Annotated in this window: 24 protein-coding genes; 15 read left to right on the top strand and 9 right to left on the bottom strand. The window is 73.0% G+C overall.

Annotated features, from left to right (window positions below; genetic code table 11):
* Positions 1-328 precede the first annotated feature (328 nt).
* From AB0C15_RS24355 to AB0C15_RS24340, 4 genes are all read left to right on the top strand, one after another.
* The gene (locus tag AB0C15_RS24355) at positions 329-961 is read left to right on the top strand and encodes a LysE family transporter (RefSeq protein WP_357355477.1); all 633 of its coding nucleotides are present in this window, start codon (positions 329-331) and stop codon (positions 959-961) included.
* Between the two features lie 37 nt (positions 962-998).
* Positions 999-1,646: an acVLRF1 family peptidyl-tRNA hydrolase gene (locus AB0C15_RS24350; RefSeq protein WP_357355475.1), complete on the top strand. Its 648-nt coding sequence runs from the start codon at positions 999-1,001 to the stop codon at positions 1,644-1,646.
* 97 nt (positions 1,647-1,743) lie between these two features.
* Positions 1,744-2,043 (top strand): muconolactone Delta-isomerase family protein, encoded by a 300-nt coding sequence (locus AB0C15_RS24345; RefSeq protein ID WP_357355473.1) that lies wholly within the window; start codon positions 1,744-1,746, stop codon positions 2,041-2,043.
* A gap of 58 nt (positions 2,044-2,101) precedes the next feature.
* A complete protein-coding gene (locus AB0C15_RS24340; RefSeq protein WP_357355471.1) occupies positions 2,102-2,461 on the top strand; it encodes an SgcJ/EcaC family oxidoreductase in 360 nt (119 codons plus the stop codon).
* Between the two features lie 75 nt (positions 2,462-2,536).
* Here the strand turns inward: AB0C15_RS24340 and AB0C15_RS24335 are convergent, their stop codons facing one another.
* Complete coding sequence (locus tag AB0C15_RS24335) at positions 2,537-3,457, bottom strand: neutral zinc metallopeptidase (protein ID WP_357355469.1); 921 nt, start codon at positions 3,455-3,457, stop codon at positions 2,537-2,539.
* A gap of 262 nt (positions 3,458-3,719) precedes the next feature.
* On the opposite strand from AB0C15_RS24335, the gene AB0C15_RS24330 reads away from it, so the two are divergent.
* The gene (locus tag AB0C15_RS24330) at positions 3,720-5,324 is read left to right on the top strand and encodes an ABC-F family ATP-binding cassette domain-containing protein (protein ID WP_357355467.1); all 1,605 of its coding nucleotides are present in this window, start codon (positions 3,720-3,722) and stop codon (positions 5,322-5,324) included.
* A gap of 42 nt (positions 5,325-5,366) precedes the next feature.
* On the opposite strand, the gene AB0C15_RS24325 is transcribed toward AB0C15_RS24330, so the two are convergent.
* The gene (locus tag AB0C15_RS24325; protein WP_357355465.1) at positions 5,367-5,966 is read right to left on the bottom strand and encodes a cadmium resistance transporter; all 600 of its coding nucleotides are present in this window, start codon (positions 5,964-5,966) and stop codon (positions 5,367-5,369) included.
* Between the two features lie 215 nt (positions 5,967-6,181).
* On the opposite strand from AB0C15_RS24325, the gene AB0C15_RS24320 reads away from it, so the two are divergent.
* From AB0C15_RS24320 to AB0C15_RS24305, 4 genes are all read left to right on the top strand, one after another.
* Entirely contained in the window at positions 6,182-6,409 is a 228-nt protein-coding gene (locus AB0C15_RS24320) for a helix-turn-helix domain-containing protein (protein ID WP_007462679.1), read from the top strand.
* A gap of 46 nt (positions 6,410-6,455) precedes the next feature.
* Positions 6,456-7,223: an enoyl-CoA hydratase/isomerase family protein gene (locus tag AB0C15_RS24315; protein WP_357355463.1), complete on the top strand. Its 768-nt coding sequence runs from the start codon at positions 6,456-6,458 to the stop codon at positions 7,221-7,223.
* A 113-nt stretch (positions 7,224-7,336) separates the two neighbouring features.
* Complete coding sequence (locus tag AB0C15_RS24310) at positions 7,337-9,313, top strand: ABC transporter ATP-binding protein (RefSeq protein ID WP_357355496.1); 1,977 nt, start codon at positions 7,337-7,339, stop codon at positions 9,311-9,313.
* A gap of 117 nt (positions 9,314-9,430) precedes the next feature.
* Complete coding sequence (locus AB0C15_RS24305; RefSeq protein WP_357355461.1) at positions 9,431-11,974, top strand: DUF6493 family protein; 2,544 nt, start codon at positions 9,431-9,433, stop codon at positions 11,972-11,974.
* A gap of 173 nt (positions 11,975-12,147) precedes the next feature.
* On the opposite strand, the gene mug is transcribed toward AB0C15_RS24305, so the two are convergent.
* The 6 genes from mug to AB0C15_RS24275 all read right to left on the bottom strand — a co-directional run bounded on the left by mug (position 12,148) and on the right by AB0C15_RS24275 (position 16,472).
* Positions 12,148-12,735 (bottom strand): G/U mismatch-specific DNA glycosylase, encoded by a 588-nt coding sequence (gene mug / locus AB0C15_RS24300; RefSeq protein WP_357355459.1) that lies wholly within the window; start codon positions 12,733-12,735, stop codon positions 12,148-12,150.
* A gap of 53 nt (positions 12,736-12,788) precedes the next feature.
* Positions 12,789-13,550 (bottom strand): SDR family oxidoreductase, encoded by a 762-nt coding sequence (locus tag AB0C15_RS24295; protein ID WP_357355457.1) that lies wholly within the window; start codon positions 13,548-13,550, stop codon positions 12,789-12,791.
* Entirely contained in the window at positions 13,535-14,080 is a 546-nt protein-coding gene (locus tag AB0C15_RS24290) for a hypothetical protein (protein WP_357355455.1), read from the bottom strand. Before AB0C15_RS24290 ends, AB0C15_RS24295 begins: the two co-directional genes overlap by 16 nt.
* Positions 14,077-14,895, bottom strand: a complete 819-nt coding sequence (locus AB0C15_RS24285) for a DUF692 domain-containing protein (protein ID WP_357355453.1) — start codon at positions 14,893-14,895, stop codon at positions 14,077-14,079. Before AB0C15_RS24285 ends, AB0C15_RS24290 begins: the two co-directional genes overlap by 4 nt.
* On the bottom strand, positions 14,892-15,818 hold the full coding sequence (locus AB0C15_RS24280; RefSeq protein ID WP_357355451.1) for a TIGR04222 domain-containing membrane protein: 927 nt from the start codon (positions 15,816-15,818) through the stop codon (positions 14,892-14,894). Before AB0C15_RS24280 ends, AB0C15_RS24285 begins: the two co-directional genes overlap by 4 nt.
* A gap of 81 nt (positions 15,819-15,899) precedes the next feature.
* Complete coding sequence (locus AB0C15_RS24275) at positions 15,900-16,472, bottom strand: TetR/AcrR family transcriptional regulator (protein WP_030337284.1); 573 nt, start codon at positions 16,470-16,472, stop codon at positions 15,900-15,902.
* 77 nt (positions 16,473-16,549) lie between these two features.
* On the opposite strand from AB0C15_RS24275, the gene AB0C15_RS24270 reads away from it, so the two are divergent.
* From AB0C15_RS24270 to AB0C15_RS24260, 3 genes are all read left to right on the top strand, one after another.
* Positions 16,550-17,410: a carbon-nitrogen hydrolase family protein gene (locus tag AB0C15_RS24270; protein WP_357355449.1), complete on the top strand. Its 861-nt coding sequence runs from the start codon at positions 16,550-16,552 to the stop codon at positions 17,408-17,410.
* A gap of 65 nt (positions 17,411-17,475) precedes the next feature.
* Complete coding sequence (locus AB0C15_RS24265) at positions 17,476-18,120, top strand: HAD family hydrolase (protein WP_357355447.1); 645 nt, start codon at positions 17,476-17,478, stop codon at positions 18,118-18,120.
* A 453-nt stretch (positions 18,121-18,573) separates the two neighbouring features.
* Entirely contained in the window at positions 18,574-19,506 is a 933-nt protein-coding gene (locus tag AB0C15_RS24260; protein WP_357355445.1) for an RIO1 family regulatory kinase/ATPase, read from the top strand.
* A 43-nt stretch (positions 19,507-19,549) separates the two neighbouring features.
* Here the strand turns inward: AB0C15_RS24260 and AB0C15_RS24255 are convergent, their stop codons facing one another.
* A complete protein-coding gene (locus AB0C15_RS24255) occupies positions 19,550-19,798 on the bottom strand; it encodes a DUF2630 family protein (RefSeq protein ID WP_091403743.1) in 249 nt (82 codons plus the stop codon).
* A 424-nt stretch (positions 19,799-20,222) separates the two neighbouring features.
* On the opposite strand from AB0C15_RS24255, the gene AB0C15_RS24250 reads away from it, so the two are divergent.
* The 3 genes from AB0C15_RS24250 to AB0C15_RS24240 are packed head-to-tail and all read left to right on the top strand — an operon-like array spanning position 20,223 to position 24,062.
* Complete coding sequence (locus tag AB0C15_RS24250; protein WP_357355494.1) at positions 20,223-21,560, top strand: cytochrome P450; 1,338 nt, start codon at positions 20,223-20,225, stop codon at positions 21,558-21,560.
* On the top strand, positions 21,557-22,474 hold the full coding sequence (locus AB0C15_RS24245; protein WP_357355443.1) for a terpene synthase family protein: 918 nt from the start codon (positions 21,557-21,559) through the stop codon (positions 22,472-22,474). The genes AB0C15_RS24250 and AB0C15_RS24245 overlap by 4 nt, the downstream gene beginning before the upstream one ends.
* Positions 22,467-24,062, top strand: a complete 1,596-nt coding sequence (locus AB0C15_RS24240; RefSeq protein ID WP_357355441.1) for a prenyltransferase/squalene oxidase repeat-containing protein — start codon at positions 22,467-22,469, stop codon at positions 24,060-24,062. The genes AB0C15_RS24245 and AB0C15_RS24240 overlap by 8 nt, the downstream gene beginning before the upstream one ends.
* Positions 24,063-24,100: the final 38 nt, after the last annotated feature.

Raw genomic sequence — 24,100 nt, 5'->3', positions numbered from 1 at the left:
ATCTGCGCCCGCTCCGCGGACGACAACCTCTGCCCCGGCATGACTCCTCATCCTGACGAGAATCCACCCCGTTGCAACAACCACTTGAACCCAAGAGCGCCCGAGGCCACTACATCCTGGTTCGAGCACGATCTTGGCGCCGCCCGTCCCTGCGGCCTGCCCGTGGGGCGTGGGCGTGGGGCGAAAATTGGTGGCGGGGGGTGGGGCTTGGCCCGCAGGATGCCTGTGTGAATGAGGCGTACCCGATGCAGGTCCTTGTCCGTGCGGCGACTGCCGTGCGTCGACAGCGGCCGGTTCCTGGGCGAGCCTCGATCCGCCACCCACGACCATGAGTGGGGCGTTCCTCGCCGGCCTGGTGGCCGGTTACGGTGTCGCCATCCCGGTCGGCGCGATCGCGATCCTCATTCTGGGCCTCAGTGCCCGTACCTCGTTCCGGGTCGGCGCGTCGGCGGCCCTCGCGGTGGCGACTGCCGACGGCCTGTACGCGGCGGTCGCCGCTCTTGGCGGCGCGAGCCTGGCCGGGATCGTCGCGCCGGTTGCCGGGCCGCTGCGGGTGGTGGCGGCCGTGGTGCTGCTGGGGCTCGCCGCGCACGGCCTCTGGCGGACCTGGGCTGCCCACCGTTCGCGGGCGACGCCGGCGGCGCGGGCCGGCCGGGGCATTGGCACTCCGGGGCGGGCCTACGCGGCGCTGCTCGGGTTGACCCTGCTGAATCCGGCGACGGTCCTCTACTTCGTCGCGTTGGTGCTCGGGCGCCCGGACACCACCGATGCGGGCCTGCTCCCGGCGGCACTGTTCGTGGCGGGTGTGTTTTTCGCGTCGGCGAGCTGGCAGTTGCTGATCGCCGGTGGCGGCACCGTGGTCGGTCGGGCGTTGAGCAGTGCGCGCGGGCGGCTGGTCACCGGCCTGGTCTCCAGCGGGCTGATCGCCGCGCTTGCGGTGCTCGCGCTGCTGCCGGGCTGAGCACCAGGCACACCGGGCCGTGGCGTACGGTCGGGCGGTGACCAGTCGACCCGCAGCCGGCGGAGGCCGGTGGGTCGAGGTCGACCCGGCCCGCGTCGGCCGCTGGGTGGAGGGCTTCGCCGGCCGGCACGGCACGCCGACCACCACCGCGAGGGAGTACGGCCTGCTGCTCGCCGCCCCGGACGGGGCGACCGCTGAGCTGTACGCCCCGCCGGGGGCCCCGCCGGGCGGGGATGTGGCCGGGTTCGTGGCCTCCGCTGTCCTGCCTCGCCGGCTCGGCCTGCTGCTCGCCCGCAAGGGCGCGGTGGCGGTCGGGGTGGCCGACGGCGCCGACCTGGTGGTCTCCAAGGTGGACACCCGTTACGTGCAGGGGCGCACCGCCGCCGGGGGGTGGTCGCAGCAGCGGTTCGCGCGCCGACGCGACAACCAGGCGAAGGCGGCGCTCGGTGATGCGGCGGAGCTGGCCGTACGCCTGCTGTTGCCGGAGGCGGCGACGCTCGCCGCAGTGGTGTGCGGTGGTGATCGGCGGGCGGTGGACGGGGTGCTTGCCGACCGGCGGTTGGCCCCGCTGGTGCCGTTACGGGCGGAGCGGTTGCTCGACGTGCCGGAACCCCGGCACGCGGTGCTGGTCGCGGCGGTGGGTGCGGCCCGGTCGGTACGGATCCTGGTGCGCGACCCCGACTGACCTCGGCGTCAGCTGGTGGGGGTCGAAGCGGGAGACGACCACCACGCAATACGGGGTTCCCGGCGTGCTGCCGGCGCGGTGGCCGGAGGATGGGCCTGTGGAGTTTCTGGTTGACATGGTGACGACGGTGCCGCAGGGCACCTCGGAGGACGGCGTCGCCGAGATGCGCGCGCGAGAGGCGGCGCGTTCGGCCGAGCTGACGGCGCAGGGCAGCCTGCTGCGGCTCTGGCGGCCGCCGCTGGCACCGGGGGAGTGGCGTACCTGGGGGCTGTTCCAGGCCCACGACGCCGATGAGCTGGAGGCCGTGCTCGCGTCGATGCCGCTGCGTGCCTGGCGGCGCGAGACCGTGACGCCGTTGACGCCGCACCCGAACGATCCGGGTCAGCCGCCCCGCTGAGCCGCAGGGCCGGTTCGCCGGCACGCAGTCAGGCACGTTCGTCAGTAGGGAGGCCATGATGTCCGAGGCGCAGATCCTGCGTACCGTCCTCGACCGCTGGAAGTCGGCTGTCGACGCCCATGAGCCCGATCGGGTCGCGGCGTGTTTCACCGACGACGCGGTTTTTCAGGGGTTGCAGCCGTACACGGTCGGTCGCGCCGGTGTCGCCGCGTACTACGCCTCCCAGCCGCTCGGGCTGACCGCCGCGTACGACATCCGGGAAATCCGTCGTTTCGCCGACGACGTGGTGTTCGGGTATCTGGAGGTGGAGTTCGGCTTCACCGACCGGCCGGCCCTGAGCGTCAACCTCGGCGTGCTCGTGCGGCGAGTCGACGACGACTGGCTCATCGGGCACTACCAGGTCTCGCGGCTCACCTGACCGCGGAGTTTCGGCAGCAGGGAAAAGTGATCGTGGCAGGCCCCGCGAAGGGCCTGCCACGATGTCGGGGCGGGGTCAGAGCTGGTCGGTGCCGAAGGTGTCGCAGGTCTTCGGGTCACCGCGGTCGTAGCCCTGGGAGAACCAGTGCTTGCGCTGCTCGGACGTGCCGTGGGTGAACTGGTCGGGGTTGACCCGGCCGCCGGAGCGCTCCTGGATGCTGTCGTCACCGATCGCCTCGGCCGCCTGGACGGCCTCGCTGATGTCGGTCTGGGTGATGGACTTGAACAGCGGCTCCCGGCCGGTCTTGTCCTTGCTCTCGGTGGCGTGCTTGGCCCAGGCGCCGGCGTAGCAGTCGGCCTGCAACTCCAGCCGGACCGAGGCGGACTGGGGGCCGCTCTGGTCGCCCTGGCCGGCCTTCGCGTTGGTGCCGAGCAGGTTCTGGATGTGGTGTCCGTACTCGTGGGCGAGCACGTAGGGCTGGGCGAACTCGCCCTTCGCCCCGAACCGGGAGGCCAGCTCGTCGTAGAAGCTCAGGTCGATGTACACCTGCTTGTCGGCGGGGCAGTAGAACGGGCCGACGCCCGAGTCGGCCTGCCCGCAGCCGGTGTTGACGGCGGACTGGAAGAAGTTGGTGTCGGTCTGCTCGTACTTGCCGTTGCCCAGCTCCGGGTACGCCGTCTGCCAGTAGGCCTGGATGCTGTTGACGTAGAGCAGGTTGCGGCAGCGCGCGTCGTCGAGACGGTCGGGGTTGGCGGTGGAGCACGCCTGATCCAGGTCGCCGCCCCCGGCCTGGCCGCCCTCGTCGCCGTTGGTCATGGCGTTGAGGCCGAACCCGCCGCCGAGCAGGGCGATGAGCACGGCCACCACGATGCCGATGATGCCGCCCCGGCCGCCGCCGCCGGGGATGGGGATGCCGATTCCGCCGCCCGACCCGCCGCCCCGACCCAGGTCGTTGGCCTGGGAGGTGTCGAGCTCGGCCCGCTCGTTGAGTTCCATGGTGACCCCGATCGCCGTATGCCGGTGAGTGTCTGTTGTGTGTCGTTTCGTTGGTGGTGTGCCGGACGGGGTCCGGACAGGCGTTCCGGTACCCGATGATCTTGATTGGTAATCCGGGCGGACCGCTCGGCGGGGCCCGGTACACTTGTCGGGTGCTGCGCTGCGAAGGCTGAACCGCCCCGCGCCGTCGGGCTCCTGGAGCCCGCCGGCCGTTTCGCGTGCCCCGAGTCAGCCTTCCGACCCCGAGAGCGAGCCCCCAACCATGATCACTGCCACCGGCCTGGAACTGCGTGCCGGTTCCCGGATCCTGCTGTCCGACACCACCCTGCGGGTGCAGCCCGGTGACCGGATCGGCCTGGTCGGTCGCAACGGCGCCGGCAAGACCACCACGCTGAAGGTGCTCGCCGGCGAGGGGCAGCCGTACGGCGGTCAGATCGACCAGCGCAGCGCCATCGGCTACCTGCCGCAGGACCCGCGCACGGGTGACCTGGAGGTCACCGGCCGCGACCGGGTGCTGTCGGCGCGTGGGCTGGACGTGCTGATGTCCCAGATGAAGGAGATCGAGGCCCAGCTCGCCGAGGACGCCACCGACAAGCTGGTCCGCCGCTACGGCGCGCTCGAGGACCAGTTCGCCGCCCTGGGCGGGTACGCGGCCGAGGCCGAGGCCGCGCGGATCTGCGCCAACCTCGGCCTACCGGACCGGGCGCTCGCGCAGACCATCGGCACCCTCTCCGGTGGTCAGCGTCGGCGCATCGAGTTGGCCCGGATCCTGTTCCGCGACGCGGGTGAGAATGGCGGCGGCGTCCTGCTGCTCGACGAGCCGACCAACCACCTCGACGCCGACTCGATCACCTGGCTGCGCGGCTTCCTCGCCAACCACAAGGGCGGCCTGATCGTGATCTCCCACGACGGCGCGCTGCTGGAGTCGGTGGTCAACAAGGTCTGGTTCCTCGACGCCACCCGCTCGGTCGTCGACGTCTACAACCTGGGCTGGAAGGCGTACCTGGAGGCGCGCGAGACCGACGAACGGCGTCGTCGCCGGGAGCGGGCCAACGCGGAGAAGAAGGCCGGCGCGCTGATGGCGCAGGCCGACAAGATGCGGGCCAAGGCCACCAAGACCGTCGCCGCGCAGAACATGGCTCGCCGGGCCGAGAAGCTGATCTCCGGCCTGGAGGAGGTGCGGGTCGCCGACCGGGTGGCCAAGGTGCGCTTCCCCAGTCCCGCGCCCTGCGGCAAGACGCCGCTCACGGCGACCGGCCTCTCCAAGTCGTACGGGTCTCTGGAGATCTTCACGGACGTCAACGTGGCTGTCGACCGGGGCTCCCGGGTGGCCATCCTCGGGCTCAACGGCGCCGGCAAGACGACCCTGCTGCGGATGCTCGGCGGGCTGCTGAACCCGGACACCGGTGAGGTGCACGCCGGCCACGGCCTGCGGCTGGGCTACTACGCCCAGGAGCACGAGACGCTTGACGTGGAGCGCACCGTCCTGGAGAACATGCGGGCCGCCGCCGTCGAGCAGTCCGACACCGACCTGCGCAAGATCCTGGGCGCGTTCCTCTTCTCCGGCGACGACGTGAACAAGCCGGCCGGCGTACTCTCCGGCGGTGAGAAGACCAGGCTCGCTCTCTCCACCCTGGTCTGCTCCGGCGCCAACGTGCTGTTGCTAGACGAGCCGACGAACAACCTCGACCCGGTCAGTCGGGAGCAGGTGCTCGACGCGATCGCCAACTACCCCGGTGCGATCGTCCTGGTCACCCACGACCCGGGCGCCGTCCTCGCGCTCAAGCCGGACCGGGCGATCCTGCTGCCCGACGGCGACGAGGACGCCTGGAGCGACGACCTGCTCGAACTGGTCGAGCTGGCCTGACCGCGGGCCCGACGGCCGACGGCGTGCGCGTTCCCGGCGTCGTCAGCCGAGCAGCTCGACAAGTCGGCCGAGGACGCCGGAGCTGACCAGGATCACCACGCCGATGCCGATGAAGATGGTCGGGACCAGCCAGTGGCCGGCGCGTTCCACCAACGCGACCACCCGGGGGTGCCTGCCCAGCCAGGCGGCGGCGGCACACCACAGGGCGATGAGCAGCACGAAGACCAGGAGGAACACCGCGCTGTCGGCGGCACCGAGGGCTCGGAAGACGGGGACGTAGACGGCCACGTTGTCGGCGCCGTTCGCGATCGTCACCCCGGCCACGCCGAGCGCGCCGGTGACGACCGTGGAGGGCTCGTCCTCGTCGGAGCGACGCAGCGCGCGTACGCCAAGCGCGATCGGTAGCAGGCCGAGAAGCCCCGTCCACGGATCCGGCACCACGAGGAGCCCGGCCGCGACCACCACGCTCGCCAGCGCGAGCGCACCGATTCCGAGGTATTGACCAGCGACGATCTGCCAGGTGTGCGGTCGACCTGTGGTGCGGGCCGCGACGAAGAACAGGGTCAGGATGACGATGTCGTCGATGTCGGTCGCGGCGAAGACCACCGCCGCTCCGGCCGCCGTGCTGAACAGGTCGATCACGACGGCAGGTTACGGCTCGTCGGCGGCCGCCAGCGACTGCGGGGGTACGCGCGGACGCCGCAGCGGGGCCGATCGCCAGGATCACTCTATCGGGAAGCTGACATTGCATAGCGTGTCGGTTGGCGAAGAGTTGATATCTGGCGCATGATCGTCCGAGGCGGTCTAATAGGTGGGACCGTATCCGAACCGCACAGTCTGGGACGTGAGGACACAGCATGGCAGCCACTGGCACAGCCACCAGCACTGAGAAGGGTCGCCGGATCGTCGGAGCCGAGCGTCAGACGCTCGCCAAGGACCTGGTAAAGCGGTACACCTCGGGGGAGAGCATCCGCGCGTTGGCGGCCTCGACCGGCCGTTCCTACGGGTTCATCCACCGAGTGCTCACCGAGTCCGGGGTGCAGCTGCGTCAGCGCGGTGGTGCCCGGCGCCGCAAGAAGGCGTGACCCGCCCCTCAGCGTCGTCCACCAGCGCCGCTCCCCGGGACGTCCGGTGACCGCCGAGGCTACCGGGGTTCGGCTGAGTTGCGACGGGCCGGTCGCCACGGTGACGTTGTGCCGGCCCGACGTGCTCAATGCCCAGACGCCCGCGATGTGGCGAGCGATGAGCGACTTCTCCCGCGACCTGCCCGGCGACGTGCGGGTGGTGGTGGTCCGCGGCGAGGGCCGCGCGTTCTCGGCCGGCCTCGATCTCGCGGTGGCGGGTGCCTCCGGCCCGGGGTCGTTCGCTGAGTTGGCCACGCTGCCCGAGCAGGAGTGTGCCGAGCGCATCGCGGAGTTCCAGGCCGGCTTCACCTGGCTGCACCGGCCGGATGTCATCTCGGTCGCGGCCGTGCAGGGCCACGCGATCGGCGCCGGCTTCCAGCTCGCGCTCGCCTGTGACCTGCGCGTGCTGTCGTCGGACGCGAAGCTGTCGATGGCCGAGGTGACCCTCGGCCTGGTGCCCGACCTGGCCGGCACGAAACGCCTCGTCGAGTTGGTCGGCTATTCCCGGGCGTTGGAGATCTGCGCCACCGGCCGCCGGTTGGACGCCGCCGAGGCGGATCGGATCGGGCTGGCCACCCTGGTCGTCGCCCCGGCCGAGCTTGACGATGCGGTACGGGACCTGACGGCCGGCCTGCTCTCCGGGGCCCGCGACGCCGTGGTGGAGATCAAGGCGTTGCTCGCCGGCGCGGGCGGGCGGTCGCACGCCGACCAGCAGCGCGCCGAGCGGGAGGCACAGACCCGTCGGCTGCGCGACCTTGCCGGCAGGGGAGAATAGGTAAGGACCGCACGGGAAGATCCGGGTTACGACCGAGGTTGTCACACTCGTCGGGAGAATTGACCTGACGTGCGGTCCGCCCGGCAACCCGGAGGTGAGCGATGTCCAACCCGATGTCCGGCGGTGGCATGGCCGGGTGGAGCATGCTCCGGTCGATGCGCAACCGCGACGAGGTCTCCACCCACCGACTGAAGCGCGGGGTGGCCCGCCGCATCGTCGCCTTCGCCCACCCCTACCGGCGCGACATCGTCGTGTTCCTGGCCACCGTGGTGTTGGCCGCCATCATCGGCGTGGCCACCCCGGTGCTCGCCGGCGACGTGATCAATGCGATCAACCGGGGCGGCACCGAGGCCGGCCGGCTCGTGGTGCGGCTGGCGCTGTTCATCGCCGCGCTGGCGGTCGCCGACGCGCTGCTGTCGCTGGCCCAACGATGGTATTCCGCCCGCATCGGCGAGGGCATCATCTTCAACCTGCGCACCCGGGTCTACGACCACGTGCAGCGGATGCCCCTGCAGTTCTTCACGCGTACGCAGACCGGCGCGCTGGTCAGCCGACTCAACAACGACGTGCTCGGGGCCCAGCGGGCCTTCACCTCCACCCTGTCCGGTGTGGTCAGCAACGTGATCCAGTTGGTGCTGACCGCGGCGGTGATGTTCACCCTCTCCTGGCAGATCACCGCGCTCTCGCTGGTGCTACTGCCGATCTTCATCATTCCGGCCCGCCGGGTCGGTCGACGGCTGGCGGACATCACCCGCGAGGCGTACAACCTCGACGCCAAGATGAACGCGACGATGACCGAGCGGTTCGGGGTGGCCGGTGCGCTGCTGGTGAAGCTCTTCGGGCAGCCCGAGATCGAGGCCCGCCGCTTCGCCGACCGGGCCGAACGGGTCCGCGACATCGGCATCCAGTCCGCGATGTACTCGCGCACGTTCTTCGTGGCGATGCTGCTTGTCGCCTCGCTGGCGCAGGCGCTGACCTACGGCCTGGGCGGCTGGCTGGCGGTGACCGGTGGCGTCAGCGCCGGCACCGTGGTGACGCTCGCGCTGCTGCTCACCCGGCTGTACGGGCCGCTGACCGCGCTCTCCAACGTGCGGGTGGACGTGATGAGCGCCCTGGTCTCGTTCGACCGGGTCTTCGAGGTGCTCGACCTCGAGCCGGGCATCGTGGAGAAGGCCGACGCGGTGCCGGTGCCCCGCGGCGCCGGTCGGGTCGACTTCCGCGACGTGCGGTTCCGCTACCCGAGCGCCGCCGAGATCTCCCTCGCCTCGCTGGAGGAGGTCGCCGCACTCGACCGGACGATCAACGAACCGGTCCTCAAGGGGGTCTCGTTCAGCGTCGAGCCGGGGCAGATGGTCGCGCTTGTCGGCCCGTCCGGTGCCGGCAAGTCGACGCTTTCGATGCTCATCTCCCGGATCTACGACGTCAGCGACGGGCAGGTGCTCGTCGGCGGGGTGGACGTACGCGACGCGACGCTCGCGTCGCTGCGGGACGAGATCGGTGTGGTCACCCAGGATTCGCACCTGTTCCACGAGACGATCGCGGAGAACCTGCGCTACGCCAAGCCGGACGCCACCGACGACGAGATCTGGGCGGCGTTGGCCGGGGCGCAGGTGGCCGATCTGGTTCGGGCGCTGCCCGACGGTCTGGACACCACGGTGGGGGAGCGCGGCTACCGGTTCTCCGGTGGCGAGAAGCAGCGCATCGCGATCGCGCGCCTGCTGCTCAAAGCCCCGTCGATCGTGATCCTCGACGAGGCGACCGCCCACCTGGACTCGGAGAGCGAGGCGGCGGTCCAGCGTGCGCTGTCGGTGGCGCTGGCCGGGCGTACCGCGTTGGTGATCGCACACCGGCTCTCCACCGTGCGCGACGCCGACCAGATTCTGGTCCTCGACGATGGGCGGATCGTCGAGCGCGGGCGGCACGAGGAGTTGGTGGCGGTGGGCGGGCTCTACGCCGAGCTGTACCGCACCCAGTTCGCGGTCGCCGACTCGCCGACCCCGTTCGTCGACGCGACCGGCCCCGAGCCGGTGGTCATGCCGCTGGGCACCTACCGCGCCGACGAGGTGCTGCCGCCGGCCGCCGCCAACTGAGGCCGGTCGACCGCTCGCTCTCGGGTGCATGTCGGACGGTTGCTCTACGGTGTGCGCCGTGCAGACGTACCAACATCTCCAGCCGTGCTCTCCGCTCGCCGTCGTGCGGGTGCGGGCGTGACGCACTTCCTCAGGTGCCTGGGCCTCGGCAACGCGTCCGCCGTCGGTGAGCTGCTGAGCACCCTCGACGAACCGGCCCGACGGGCGCTCGGCGACGAGCTGACGGCCCATGTGCGCAGTCGACGGGACACCTGGTGGGCGGAGAAGGAGGCGACCGCCCTGGCGGTGGCCGCGGTGGGCACGTTGAGCACCGCCACCAAGACCGCGGCAATGCTCGGCCGGCGGTCGGTCGAGCTGGGCAACGTCGACCCGCAGCCGGTGATCGCGGCGGCCCGCCTGCGGGGCGTGCCCTGGCTGGCCGATGTGGCGTACCGGCTGGCCGAGCGGTTGCCGCGCAGTCGCTCCTGGAGCGGATGGCACTTCATCGCCGCGCTGCTGATTGTCGAGCAGGCGACGCCGCCCACCGGGGACGCGTTCGTCGCCGGGTGGGCGCAGTCGCTGTGGACGGCGCGGTTCGAGAGGCAGCCGCAGACTCTCGTCGACCGGCTCCGCGCCGACCCGTTCCTGGACACTCTGCTGCCCCGACTGTTCGAGGTCGACGGCATCGGCCTCGACCTGACCTTCAACGGCGCCGGGCAGGGGGTTGCCCCGGCGTTGGTGGCACTCGCGACCGAGGGGCGGCTCGAACGGTCGACGCTGCTCGACGGGGTTCTCGGCCGGCTGCTGCGCGGCGACCGTCCGGGCGCGCTGCGACCGTTTGTCACCCTGCACGACCTGCTGGCACCCACACCGGCCGAGGTGACGGCGCGGTCTGGCGCGTACCTGCGGCTGCTCGCCGACGCGCCGGGCCCGGTGGCCGCCCTGGCGCAGCGGGCGCTGCGTGACGCGGGCAGCGACCTGGCCCTCGAGTCGGTGTTGGACACCGCGCGGGTCGTGCTGGGTCGACCGGAGAAGACCCTGGTGCGGGCACAGTTGTCCTGGTTGGACCGGCTGGCCCGGCAGCACCCCGAGCAGGCGGCCGACATCGCCGAGGTCCTGGCGTCGGGTGTCGCCCAGACCTCCGCCGATCTGCGGGACCGCGCGGCGGCACTGGCGCAGCGGCACGGGCACCGGCCGGTCGCCGAGGTCGTGGTGGTGGTCGCCGGCGACGAGCTGCCGCCGCCCGTGTCACCGGCGCTCGTGCCGCCGCCGATCACCGACGTGGACGAGTTGGCGGAGGAGGTCTCCGGGTTGCTCGGTCAGCACTGGCCCCCGATGGTGCTGGAGCGGGTCCTCGACGGGCTGGTCCGGCTGGCCAGCACCGACCGGGTCCGGCTGGCGGCGGCCCTGTCGCCGGTGCTGCGACGCGCGGAGGTCCGGGGGCACCACGGCAGTTGGTCGGCGTTCAACCTGAGAGCCCAGCTGAACGGCGTGCTGTTGGCCGCCGCCGACCCGGCGGGAGCTCACTTTCGACGCGACCAGTGGTCCCGGATCCTCGGCCAGCGGACGACCTGGTCCGAGCGCTTCCTGCGCCGCCGATCGAGCATCGAACCGTCCACGCACTCGCCACTCACGCGCATCTACTGTTCCCGGCTCGCCGAGATCGGGCAGCGGCTGGACGGCTCGGACGACCCCGGGCTGCTGGCCGCCCCGACGTCGAGCACCGGGGTCGTCGACCCGGCGGCGCTCTACGAGCGGCTTGTCGCGCTCGGCGAGCGGCCGGCGTGGCGGTGGGATCTCACCCAGGCCCTGCTGCGGCTGCCTCTCGGTGCGGACGACGCGGTGGCGACCCGCGCCGCGGCGCTCGGCACTGCCGCCGGCGACGAACTGGCCGGCTGGTTGCGCGGTGGCGCCCTTCCCGCGCCGGTGCAGGAGGTGGTCGCGGTCGGCCGGCGGGAGCGCAACGGCAGGTACGACTTCGGCTACGACCGCCTACCCGAGCGGCGCACCCTCGTCACCACCACCGCCCCCGCGGGCGTGGCGGACCCGCTCGGCCTGCTCACCGTGCCGACCCGCGCCGTCGGGCAGGGGCCCACGGACTGGAGCGACCTGTGGCCGGCGCTGCTGCCGGGGCACCGGGGTCTGGTCGCCGCCCGCCTGTTGCCAGGTGTCGCAAGCGCCGCCCAGGAGGACGCCGACGGGCTCGCCGCGATCCTGCCGCAGCTCGCCGAGTGCGGCGGTGTCGGCGGCCCGGCGTTCGACCTGGCGCTGGCGTACGGGCTGTGCGCGCGACACGAGGTGGACCGGGTCGCCGCTCTCGACGCCCTGCTGCTGGTGGCGGCGGCCGGCGAGTTGGACGCGCCGGGCGTCGGCGGACGGTTGGGTGCGCTGGCGGCGGACAACCAGGTGACGCTGACCCGGGCGGTGACACCACTGCGGGACGCGGTCGCGGCCGGTGCCCGGCTGAGTGTGTGGCGCCTCCTCGCCGCTGCGCTGCCGCCGCTGCTGGCCGGGTCGACTCCGCCCCGCGGCACGCCCGACCTGCTCACCCTGGCCGCCGAGACGGCCGGCGCGACAGGCGTACGGATCGAGCTGCCGGGCCTGGCCGACGTGGTGGCGCGGGGCGGCACGAGCCGGTTGGTGACCGAGGCCCGCCGCCTGCACACCGCGCTGACCACCTGACCCGCCGGGCGCGGAGCACTGGCGCCCGCCGGGCGACCTGTCACCCGCCGACCGGCGTCGTGCAGCGAGCGGGTGCGTCTCACCCGCCGACCGGCGTCGTGCAGCGGGTCACCGAGCGGCTGCGTCTCACCCGCCGACCGACCTTGGTCGCGCGTCACCGACCGGCTGCGCGGTCAGGCGGTCGTCGGCGGCGGGCGGCGGTCCGGCAGCTCGGTCGCCACCCGCAACTCGGCGAACGCCAGCCCCAGCGTGACCGGGGTGAAGTGCGCGTTCAGGCCGCTCGGGTTGGGCAGCACCCAGAGTCGGGCGTCGGCCAGCGTCTCCGGCTGCGGCCCGAAGGCGGCCTTCGGCCGCTGGAAACCGATTCGGTACGCGGTCACCCCCACCACCGCCACCCAGCGCGGCCGGTAGCGGGCCACGGTGGCGGTCAGGATCGCCGCGCCGTCGACGAGTTCCGCGGCGCTCAGCTCGTCCGCGCGGGCGCTGGCCCGGGCTGCCATGTTGGTGATGCCCAGCCCGAGCGCGGGCAGCTCGTCCTGTTCGCTGGGGTGCAGCAGGCGGGGGGTGAACCCGCCCCGGTGCAGGGCGGGCCAGAACCGGTTTCCGGGCCGGGCGAAGTGCCACCCGGTCGCGGCCGACCACAGGCCCGGGTTGATGCCGACGAAGAGCACCGCCAGCCCCGGCGCGAGGACGTCGGGAATGGTCCGGTCCGCTGCCGCCGCCAGGTCCGCCCGGCTCGGCCGGAACGTGGCCGGTTTCACCGCCCGGGAGTGGTCGGGTGTGACAGTGCCCGGGGCCTGGGCCGGGTGGGGTTTCACAGCCCGCGCAGCGCGCCGCCGTCGACCGGCAGGGTGATCCCGGTGAGGTAGCTCGCGGCGGGGGAGAGCACGAACGCGGCCACCCGGCCGAACTCACCCGGGTCGCCCAGGCGGCGCAGCGGGATGATTGCCACCGCCTCGGCCTGGGCGCGCTCCGGGTCGCCGGTCGCGGCGAAGAGCTCCCGGTTGCGGTCGGTCAGGATCCGGCCGGGCAGCAGCCCGACCACCCGGACTCCCCGGGGCCCGTAGTCGTCGGCGATGTCCTTGGCGGCGCCGACCAGGCCGGGCCGGAGACCGTTGGAGATGCCCAGGCCGGGCACCGGGCCGCGGGCCGACGTGGAGAGCACCAGCCCGATCGCGCCACCCTCGGGCAGTGCGGCGGCGATCGTGCGGACCGCGCGGATGCTGCCCAGGAAGACGGTTTCGAAGGAGAGCCGCCACTGCTCGTCGCTGATCGCCGCGGCGTTTCCCGCCGGTGGGCCGCCGACCGAGATCAGCGCGCCGTCGAGCCGGCCGAAGTGCTGCTGAGCCGCGGCGACGAGCTGCCCCGGGGTCTCCGGGTCGGTCAGGTCCGCGGTCACGCCGACGGCGTGCTCCGGGCCACCCAACCGTTTCGCGGCGGCGGCCACCGCCTCCGGGTCCCGGGCGGAGAGCACCACTCGCGCACCGTCGGCGACCAGGCTCTGCGCGGTCGCGTAACCCAGGCCGCGGGAGGCGCCGGTGAGGACGTAGACGCGGTCGGTCAGTCCGAGATCCATAACTCCGATCCTGCCGCATCCCGCACGCCGTCGCCAGCACGGGTGGACACCCGTGGGGCGGGGCGTAGCAGGCGTACCCGACCGGCGATCTGCACCGCGACGGCGCCGCCGGCGCGGCCCACCGCCGGCGCCCGACGCGGGCGCGGGGCCCGGAGCCCGTCGTAGCGCAGGCGTGCCTCCCGGACGGCCAGCTCCTCGGCGGCGGCCGGCGGGAGGGCGTGCCGCTCGTGCAGGGTCCGGGCCAGGTCCCAACCGTCGCGCAGTGATCCTGCGGTGGGTCGCCGGGCCGCCCAGTCGGCGAAGGTGGTCGACCACTCGGCGCCGAGGCCGGCGGCGAGCAGTGGCCAGTGCCGGGCCACCTCGCCGGCCCGCTTGCGCAGCAGGGCCGCACGGGTGGCGGCCAGCGGGCCCGGCGCGAACCCCGCCGGTGGCTCACCGCCGGCCACCAGCGCCGCGACCAGTTCGGCCTGCCGCTCGGCGAGCCCCGGGCGGGGGCTGGGCACGGGGTTGCCGCCGGGGGTGGCCGTCACGTGATGGCCGGGAAGCCCGCGGCGGCGGCCAGGGCGTCCAGTTCGGTACGGAGTTCGGCGGCCGGCGGGTAGTGGCCGTCGCGCTCCAGCAGCAGTGCCGGCGGCCGTTGCCGGGCGCAGAGCGCGCCGACCAGTTCCAGCACCGCCGCCGGCACCGGGTCGGTGTGGGTGTCGTGGTAGAAACCGCCGTGCTCCGCGCCGCCGGCCACGTGTGCGTACGCGACCCGCTCCAGTGGGAGGCGGTCCAGCAACGCGAGCGGGTCGGTGCCCCGGTTGCGGGCGTTGGCGTGCACGTTCGCCACGTCCAGCAGCAGCAGTGCCCCGGTCCGGTCGAGGATCTCGGTGAGGAAGTCCGCCTCGTCCAGCTCGTCGTCGGGCCAGTCGACGAGCGCGGCGATCGGTTCCAGCGCGATCGGCACCGGAAGCTCGGCCTGCGCCCGGGCCACGTTGGCGCAGACCGCGTCGACGGCCTCCCGGCTGCGCGGCAACGGCAGCAGGTGGCCGGCCTCCAGTCCGCCGGCCCGGACGAACGCGATGTGCTCGCTGACCAGCGGGGCGTCCAGGCGCCGCGCCACCGCGGCCAGGTGGGCGACCCGGGCCGGGTCGACCGGCTCGGCGCCGCCGAGGGAGAGCCGCACCCCGTGCGGTACGACGGTCACCGCGCGTTCCCGCAGCTGCGCCAGGCCGGGCGGGAGCGGCCCGGTGGCGGGCACCCCCTCGGCCACCACCTCGACGAAACGCAGGCCGGGCAGCTCGGCCACGAAACCGGCGATCTCTGGTCGCCAGCCGATGCCCACGCCGGACGGGCCGGTCATCCGCCGCACCCCCCGCCGCCGCACCCGCCTCCACCGCCGCAGGAACTGCCGCCGTCCGAGCCGGAGCTGCTGTCACCACCTCCGGAGGATCCGTCCGACCCTCCGGACCACCCGCTGCCGGCGGCGGCCTGGCGCTGGATCTCGGCCTGCTCGGCGAAGCCCGGGTCGAGCGCCCAGAGCGAGGCGGTGCCGTACAGGGCCACGCCCATCGCCGCGCCGGCCGCTCCGTAGGTGGCGTAGGCCGGCGCGGAGGCGGGAGCGAGGTGGGTGTGCTGGCTGCGCACGGAACGTAGGGTGCCCCGGCCGGCTCGGGTGAGCATGGGAACCCGGCGCAGCACCAGCGTGACGATCAGGAGCGCGACCAGGGTCAGCAGCAGATAGCCGACCGGGCGGCCGCTGAACAGGCCGGAGACCAACCGGAGGACACCGAGGCCCAGCAGGGCGATCAGAATCGTGGTCCAGAAGCGGGCCCGCGCGCGCTGCGCGTCGTCGGTCAGCAGACCCCGCTGCTCCAGGCCGTTGCGGATCTGGTGCAGCGCGACGCGTACGCGCTCGTCTCGCGGCAGGTCCCCGACCCGGGCGTGCTGGTGCGCGGCCCAGTGGACGGCCTGGTCCAGAGGGGTGAGCCCGCTCGGTGCGGCACCGATGGTGGTGAGCCGACGGTCCGGTCGCACGCCCACCGCGCCGCTGCCGCGCAGCCCGCCGAGCGCCGCGTGCACCGCGAGCTGAGGGCCACCGTTGAGGTACGCGACCTGCTGCGGGCCGAGGGGCTCGGCGGTCATGGCGGCGTTCGACCCGGCCGCCAGACGGACCCGGTAGTACACCGCCAGGGCCACCACCACCGCGGCTGCCACCAGGTAGTACCGGAGGAAGGTCGGGCCGGAGATGCCCCAGGTGTCACCGGACGCGGCGTGCACGATCATCGACTGCTCCTGTCACCGGAGGGATCCGCGGCCCCATTGTGGAGCAGCCTCGCCACGGTCGACAGACCGCTGTCCGCGCGCTCAGTGCCGGCGTACCGCCTCCTCGACCAGGTCGAGCACCGGGCCCAGGTCACCGGCCGGTCGACCCATGGCCAGGTGCAGCACCAGGCCGTCGTAGGCCAGCTCCAGGAACTGGGCCAGCACGTCGATCGGGACGTCCTCGCGCAGCACTCCGGCGTCGCGTTGGCGGGCCAGCCGGTCGCGGGTCGCCTCGGCGATCGCGGCGGACCGCTCCGCCCAGCGCTTGGCGAACGCCGGGTCGGTGCGCAGCCGACGGGAGACCTCCAGTTGACTGCCCAACCAGCCGGTGGTGTCCGGGGAGACGGCGCGGGCGAGCAGGTCGCGCATCACCTGTACGAGACCGTTGCGGGCCACCGTCTCGACCATGGCCGCGGCGTCGTCCTCGGCGACGGCCAGGAAGAGCGAGTCCTTGTCGCGGAAGTGGTGGAAGATCGCGCCACGGGACAGTCCGGTGGCCTCCTCGAGGCGGCGGACGGTCGCTCCCTCGTAGCCGAGCCGGGCGAAACACGCCCGGGCCGCGGCGAGGATCTCCTGCCGACGCGCATCGAGCTGGTCCTGGCTTACTCTGGGCACCTGTCGATCGTTGCAGGTCAGCCCGGGGCACGCAAACCGTACGTACGGCTTGGGATGTCGCCGACTACCATCGCCCGGTGACCCAGCCCCATCCCGTGCCCAGCTCCCCGCTGACCGTGGCCACCATCCAGGCCAACCCCACACCGGGCGACGTCGCCGGCAACGCGGTCGTCGCCGCCGACCTGGTCCGTCAGGCAGGTCACCAGGGCGCCCGGGTGGCCGTCCTGCCGGAGCTGTTCCTCTGCGCGTACCACCCGCCAGCCCTCGCCGCCGACCCGGCCGGCACGGACGTCGCGGCCGACTTGGCGGGAATGGTCGCGGATCCCCGGCTCGACCCGCTGCGCGTCGCGGCCCGCGAGGCCGGCGTCACCGCGCTTGTCGGCGCGGCCGTCCGGCACCCGGACGACAGGCGAACCATCGCGGCACTCGTGGTGGACCGGGCCGGGCAGGTGCGGGTCGGGTACGACAAGCAACAGTTGTGGGGTGACGAGGCGGAGCTGTTCAGCCCCGGCGAGCGGGGTGCCACGCTGCTCGTCGACGACTGGCGGCTCGGGCTGGGCATCTGCTACGACGGATGTTTCCCCGAGCACGGCCGGGCCGCCGCCCTCGACGGCGCGCACGCCTACCTGTGCCCGAGCGGATACCTCACCGGCTCCGAGCACCGCCGCGACCTCTACTACGCCGCACGGGCCCTGGACAACACGATGTTCGTGGTCTTCGCCAACGCGGTCGGCGGCGTCGACCCGTGGCGGTTCAACGGCGGCGCGGCCATCTACGACCCCGAAGGGCGGGTGCTGGCCCGCGGGGGCGACGACGGTCCGGCGGTGCTCGTGGCCACGCTGGATCCCGCCGTGCTCGCGGCCACCCGGGCAGCCCACTCGATGCTCGTCGATCGGCGCTCGGACCAGGGCGGCCCCCGGGTGTCGATGCCTGGCTGAGCCCTTCGTCAGGTCGATACCCGCCGCATCTGTTGGCGGACACGTCGGTCCCGTAGGGTGCCCGAGTGCCACTGCTCCTGCTGGACCTGGACAACACCCTGCTGGATCGGGCCGGGCCGTTCCGCCGCTGGGGTGAGCGCTTCCTGGACAGCATCGGCGCGCCCCACACCGACATCGACTGGCTGGTCTCGATCGACGCCGACGGTCTGACCGACCGCTGGGACCTCGCCGACGCCATCCGGGACCGTTACGAGCTGCGCATTCCCTCGATCGACCTGGTGGAGGAACTGCACGACGGGGTGGTGGCGCAGACCCGGCTGGACCCGCTGACCGCCTGCGCGCTGCGCATCGCCGACGACGCCGGCTGGGTGCCGGTGGTGGTCTGCAACGGCACCGTACGCGTCGAGGACGCCAAGATTCGTCAGACCGGCCTGGACCGGTACGTCGCCGACTGGGTGATCTCCGAGGAGGCCGGGGTCAGCAAGCCCAATCCGAGGATCTTCGCGCTGGCCGCCCAACGGGTCCGGATGCCGCTGCGGGGAGCGTGGGTGATCGGCGACAGCCCGGAGGCGGACATCGGCGGCGCCGCCGCCGTCGGCCTGCCCAGCGTATGGCTGCACCGGGGGCGTACCTGGTCGGACGTCCGGTTCGCGCCGAGCCGCACGGTGGACGGGTTGATCGCCGCGGTCGCCACCGTCCTCGCCCGCTGAGGCCGCCCGCCGGAGTGCTTCTCCCCGCGCACCGCGCTGCACGTGCGTCTCCCCGCGCCTCGCGCCGTGCGTTTCCCCGGGCCTCGGGTTGGCCGGGTCCCCCCGGGCCGCGCTGACCGGGTCGCCCCGCAGTTTCCCTGATGTTGCTGCTTCGGAGCGGCCGGAGACCGCAGCATCAGGGATATCGCGCGGATCTTGGCGGCGTGGGGTGGAGCGGGTGGTGCGGTGCGGGGCCGCGCGGCGCGGGGTGATGCGGGGCCGGGCGGGCGGGGTGGTGCGGCGTACGCGTTTGGCGGTAATTCGGTTGACCGCGCGAGGTGCGACGACGAGCATTGTCCGCGCATCGTGCATCCCGGGCGTGCGCCCGGTCGAGGAGAGGGGGTCGGTCATGGCCGTCTTTGCAGGTCGCTTCCAGCCGCCTATCTCAGCCTCGACCAAGGGAACCTCACCACAGTGCGTGATCATGACTTTCCGGCGCTTGAGCGCCGTACCCGCGGCAAGAGCCGCTTCGACGACGACGAACCGCAGTTTCTGAAGCGCGGGCGGCCGACCGAGCCGCTCGCCGACCCGGACAGCGAGCCCGACCCGGACACCGGTGAGCGCTGGTCGTCCTGGGACGACGCCGTGCACGGGCCGCAGCCGCACCCGGCCTGGCTGGTCACCGAGTTGGCCGCCAAGGACACCGAGTTGGGTGTGCTGAAGACCGGCAAGGAGGCGGACGTCCACCTGGTCCGCCGGGCGGTGCCCGACACCGACAGGTCCTGCCTGCTCGCGGTGAAACGCTACCGCGAGCCCGAGCACCGGCTGTTCCACCGCGACGCCGGCTACCTGGAGGGCCGTCGGGTGCGCCGGTCCCGGGAGAACCGGGCGATGGCCGGCCGGACGGCGTTCGGTCGGCAGATGATCGCCGGGCAGTGGGCCGCGGCCGAGTTCGCCGCCCTGAGCCGGCTCTGGGAACTCGGCGCGGGGCACGATCGGATCGCCGTGCCGTACCCGGTGCAGTTGCGGGGCACCGAGCTGATGCTCGAGTTCGTCGGTGACGCCGAGTCGGGGGAGGCGGCGCCCCGTCTGGCCCAGCTGCGGCCGGGCCCGACCGAGCTGCGTGACCTGTGGGACCAGCTGGTGGAGGCCCTGCGGGTGCTGGCGCGGGCCGGCTACGCGCACGGCGACCTGTCGCCGTACAACCTGCTCGTGCACCGGGGGCGGCTGGTCGTGATCGACCTGCCGCAGGTGGTCGACGTGGTGGCGAACCCGCAGGGGCCCGAGTTCCTGGCCCGCGATGTGCGGGTGGTCGGCGCCTGGTTCGCGGCCCGGGGTCTCCCCGCCGAGCAGGTCGACCCCGGCCTGTTGACCGGGGAGTTGCTGCGTGAGGCGGGTCTGCGCTGATCGGAGCGGGTCGGGCGGCCAACCGCCCGACCCGCCACGCCGGTTACTGCAGGTAGCGCTCCACCTCGGGCTTGGGCCGTTCGCCCTGGGCGTCCGGGTCGCCGTGGGTCTCCCGGGCGGCCCGTCGGCGGCGTAGCAGGTCCCAACACTGGTCGAGCGACTCCTCCAGGGCGCGCAGGCGCTCGCTGGCCTCGCCCTCGGTGCCCGACTCGTGGGCCTGCGCGTCGGCGCGCAGTTTGTGTTCCTCGTCGACCAGCTCGGAGATCCGGTTCAGGATGGTCTTGTCGTCCATGTCACAGAGCCTGGCACAGGGTGCGGGGCGTCGCCCGGATTCGGGGGTACCGGTGCGTCCCGGGTCACTGGCACGCAGCGGCCAGCCGACGTCTGCCGACTGCTGTCGAGGTCGCGGCGGCTCCGGCCGCCCCGGTGGGTGGTCGTCCGCTTGTCGCGGTGCCGGACCTGAGAGTCCATTCAGGACCTGCTGGTACTCGGACATTGATGCACGTGCGTACCCCTAGATGGAAATTGCGCTGATCGCAAGTCTGGAGGTGCCCCTCGTTTGGTGAGATGCTTCCGTCGGCCCAGAAGGTGAAGGTTTCATCAGCCCTGCCCGACCGAAGTGGACCGCTGCGGTCGTCGAGGCGACGAGGAGACGTGGTTCGATGTCGCAGGTGTCCGAGGCGCGCCCCGTCACCGTCAGCACCGAGCCTCGGACGATCCCGTTACGACGCGTGCTGCCGGCGCTGGCCCGTGATCCGCTGGGTGCGCTCGTCGACTTCGCCCAGGACGCCGGCGGCGACGTCGTCCGGCTCAACCTCGGCTCGTTCCGCCCCTATCTGGTCAGCCATCCTGAGCACCTGCAACGCGTTCTGCGCGACAACGTTGCCAACTACACCCGGGACGGCGACGGGTTGCTCTGGCGACCCGTACGCCGAATCGTCGGTGACGCCATCCTGGTCGCCGAGGGTGAGATCTGGGAGTCCAGCCGAGGCGCGCTGCAACCGCTGTTCACCGCCAAACGGGCCGAGACGCTCGTCGACAGGATGGCCGAGGCGATCAACGAGGCGGTCGACGAGTGGCTCGAACCGGCCCGCGCCGGCCGCCCGATCGACGGTGGCGGCGAGCTGACCCGGATCGTCCTGCGCACCACCATGCGGGTGCTCTTCGCCGACCGGATCTCGGTCCCCGACGCGCTGCGGATCAGCGCCGCACTGGACACCCTCACCACCGCGATGCTGCCGCGACTGCTGATGCCCGCCGTCCCGTACGCGGTGCCGATGCCCCGCGACCGGACCTTCCGCGACGCGGTCCGCACCATCGACGAGGTGGTACTGCCGATCATCCGGGAGGCCCGGGCCCGCCCCGGCGAGGGCGACGACATCATCTCCACGCTCTGCCGGCCGCGCGCCGACGGCAGCGAACCCGACGAGTACGCGATCCGCGGCGACGTGGTCGCGATGTTCTCCACCGCCACCGAGACCACCATCTCCCTGCTCTCCTGGCTCTGGCCGGTGCTGGCGTCCCGGCCGGACGTGGCTGAGCGGATGACCGACGAGATCGAACGGGTGGTCGGCGCCGAGCGGGTCGGCCGCGAGCACCTGCCGCAGTTGCGCTACGGCCGGATGGTGCTCGACGAGATGCTGCGGCTCTACCCGGCCGGCTGGATGATCCCGCGCACCGCGGTCGGCGACGACGTGCTGGGCGGGGCGCGGATCAAGGCCGGCGGCACCGTGCTGGTCAGCCCGTACGTCACCCAGCGGATGTCGACGTTCTGGACCGACCCGGCGCTCTTCGACCCGGAGCGGTTCGCGCCGGAGCTGCCCCGGCGGCGCTACCGCTACTCCTACTTCCCGTTCGGCGGGGGCCCGCACCAGTGCCTCGGGCAGTACCTGTTCCTGCTGGAGGCCCAGCTCATCGTCAGTACCGTGTTGAGCCGCTACCGCTTCCTGCTGCGCGAGCCGGTCGACCTCACCCCACGGATAGGCGCATCGCTGCAACCCAGGCAACGCTCGGAGGTCATCCTCACCCCGGTCGAGCGCCCGGTCGCATCGTGACGGAGACCCCGCGACCGGCGCGGGCCGGTGAGGACGCGGTCGCCGAGCAGGGCCGGGTGTGCGCGCTCGCCGTCCGGGGCGTACGCGACCTTCAGGAGGTCATCGCCGCCCACCCCGAGCTGTTCGACGCCGCGCCCTTCGACCCGGCGATGCTCACTTCGGTGGCCACCGCCGTCGCAGCCGTCGCGCCCTGGCACACCGCCACCGAACTGCGGATCACCACGCGTACCGTGCTGTGGGTCTTCGCGGTCGACTGGCGGGTCGACTACCTCGCCCGGTCCGTGGACGACGTCCGGGAGGTGGTGACCGACTGTCTGGCGGTGGCCGACGGCGCCGCGCCGCCACCGGGGCGGCATCTGGCCCGGCTGCTGGCCGACCTGCGCGACGAGCTGGCCACCGTGCCGGCGTTCGCGCGGCTGCGGCCGATCTGGCGCGACGAGTTGGCGCGGATGCTCGCCGCCATGGCTCGGGAGTGGGACTGGAAGAACCTGCCGACCGACCCGATCACCGGGCGACGCCTGCCGGACCTGGACCGCTACCTGGAGAATGCCGACAACTCGGGCAACTGCTTCGTCAACGTAACGCACTGGATCGCCACCGGCGACGAGCGGACCCTCGCCCAGTTGACCGACCTGCTGGACGCCGGGCGTGGCGTGCAGCGGGTGCTGCGGTTGGTCAACGACCTCGCCACGCAGGCACGCGACGCCGAGTGGGGTGACCTCAACGCCCTCTCGCTCGTCGACGACCCGGCGGAGGTGCACGAGCGGCTGGTCGAGCTGACCGCCAGGTCCCGGGGGGACCTGGCCGCCCTCGCCGAGCGGTGCCCCCGCCAGGCGGACTACCTCAACCGGCAGATCTCCTTCACCGGCGGCTTCTACCAGGTGTCGGACTTCTGGGGACTGCGCGGTGAGTGACTGCGCCACCCGGGCCTTCGCCGACGCGCCGACCGTCGCCCCGGTCGCCAACGCCGCCCGCGACCTGATCGCTGGCCTTGGCCTGCGGCCGTGGGGGCAGGTCGCCCCGTCGGTGTACGAGACCGGGCGGCTGGTCGCCGTCGCCCCCTGGCTCGACGGGCACCACCAGCGGATCGCGTTCCTGTTGCGCGGTCAGCGCCCGGACGGGGCCTGGGGCCCACCCGAGGGGTACGCCCTGGTGCCGACGCTCAGCGCCACCGACGCGCTGCTCGCGGCACTTGCCAACGGCAGGGCCGGAGCGACGGTGCTCGCCGCGGCGGCTCGCGGGCTCGACGCCCTCGCCGACACGCTGCTCCCCACCGACGCCCGGACCCTGCCGGACACCCCCGCGCTGGACCTCATCGTCCCGGCGCTTGTCGACACCATCAACGACCGGCTCGCCGGGCTGGGTGGGGCCACCGCCGCCCGACTGACCCGCCCGTCGTTGCCGCTGCCCCGCGGGCTCCACCGGGACCGGCTGCGCGCGGTGCGCCGCGCGGTGGCCGCCGGGGCACCGCTGCCACCGAAGCTGGCCCACTTCTACGAGATCCTGGACTCGGCACCCAGCGATGCGGGCCGCACGCTCACCGCGGTCGGCGCCTCACCCGCCGCGACCGCGGCCTGGCTGACCGTGGCCGGCCCGGCCGGGGGCCCCGCCGCGTACGCCTTCCTGCGGGCGTTGATCCGCGACGGAGGCGGCCCGGTGCCCTGTCCGGCACCGATCACCGTCTTCGAGCGGGCCTGGGTGCTCAGCGGCCTGTCCCGCGCCGGTTTCACGATCGACCCGCCGGCTCCGGTTCTGGAGAGCCTGACCGCTGCCACCGCCGGCCAGGGCATCGCCACCGGCGACGGCCTCCCCACCGACGCCGACACCACAGCGGTGTCCCTTGGCGCGTTGGCCCGGCTCGGCCGTCCGGCGGATCCGGCCAGCCTGTGGGCGTACGAGACGGCTGAGGGGTTCTGCACCTGGCCGGGGGAGGACGGTTTCTCCGTCACCACGAACGCCCACGTGCTGGACGCCTTCGGACACCATGTGAGCCGACACCCGCAGGCGGACGCGCGTTACCACCGGGCTGTCGACCGGCTCAGCGTGGTGCTGACCGAGCGTCAGCGCGCGGACGGCGCCTGGCAGGACCGGTGGCACGCGTCGCCGTACTACGCCACCGCCTGCTGCGTGCTGGCGCTCGCCGAGTTCGGGCGGGGCGCGGCTGCCGCCGAGGCGGTGGATCGGGCGGCCGGTTGGGTGCTGAACAGCCAGCGCGCCGACGGCTCGTGGGGGCGGTGGGACGGCACCACCGAGGAGACCGCGTACGCCCTGCAGGTGTTGTTGACGGTGCCGACGACGGTGCCGCGGGTCGACGAGGCGGTGGCGCGTGGGCACGCCTACCTGCACGATCGCGAAGCGCGGGAGCACCCTCCACTGTGGTATGGCAAGGAGTTGTACTGTCCGACGGTCATCGTTCGCGCCACGGTGCTCGCCGCCTGCCGGCTGGCCGGTATCCGTGCCTCCGGCCTCGACCGTTCGGTGGTGGATTGCGGTTACCGGTAACAAAAACAGCAACTTGAGGGGTTGTGTGGACACTGCTA

It is taken from the genome of Micromonospora sp. NPDC048835 (assembly GCF_040649995.1).
Lineage (GTDB): Bacteria > Actinomycetota > Actinomycetes > Mycobacteriales > Micromonosporaceae > Micromonospora.
The sequence above is the reverse complement of the archived record's forward strand: the minus strand, read 5'-3'. Positions and strand labels throughout refer to the sequence as shown.

Bases quoted from the DNA above. Each gene is read 5' to 3' on its own strand.
- AB0C15_RS24355 (WP_357355477.1), top strand. From the start codon at position 329: ATGAGTGGGGCGTTCCTCGCCGGCCTGGTGGCCGGTTACGGTGTCGCC.
- AB0C15_RS24340 (WP_357355471.1), top strand. From the start codon at position 2,102: ATGTCCGAGGCGCAGATCCTGCGTACCGTCCTCGACCGCTGGAAGTCG.
- AB0C15_RS24335 (WP_357355469.1), bottom strand. From the start codon at position 3,457: ATGGAACTCAACGAGCGGGCCGAGCTCGACACCTCCCAGGCCAACGAC.
- AB0C15_RS24330 (WP_357355467.1), top strand. From the start codon at position 3,720: ATGATCACTGCCACCGGCCTGGAACTGCGTGCCGGTTCCCGGATCCTG.
- AB0C15_RS24320 (WP_007462679.1), top strand. From the start codon at position 6,182: ATGGCAGCCACTGGCACAGCCACCAGCACTGAGAAGGGTCGCCGGATC.
- AB0C15_RS24310 (WP_357355496.1), top strand. From the start codon at position 7,337: ATGTCCGGCGGTGGCATGGCCGGGTGGAGCATGCTCCGGTCGATGCGC.
- AB0C15_RS24295 (WP_357355457.1), bottom strand. From the start codon at position 13,550: ATGGATCTCGGACTGACCGACCGCGTCTACGTCCTCACCGGCGCCTCC.
- AB0C15_RS24285 (WP_357355453.1), bottom strand. From the start codon at position 14,895: ATGACCGGCCCGTCCGGCGTGGGCATCGGCTGGCGACCAGAGATCGCC.
- AB0C15_RS24280 (WP_357355451.1), bottom strand. From the start codon at position 15,818: ATGATCGTGCACGCCGCGTCCGGTGACACCTGGGGCATCTCCGGCCCG.
- AB0C15_RS24255 (WP_091403743.1), bottom strand. From the start codon at position 19,798: ATGGACGACAAGACCATCCTGAACCGGATCTCCGAGCTGGTCGACGAG.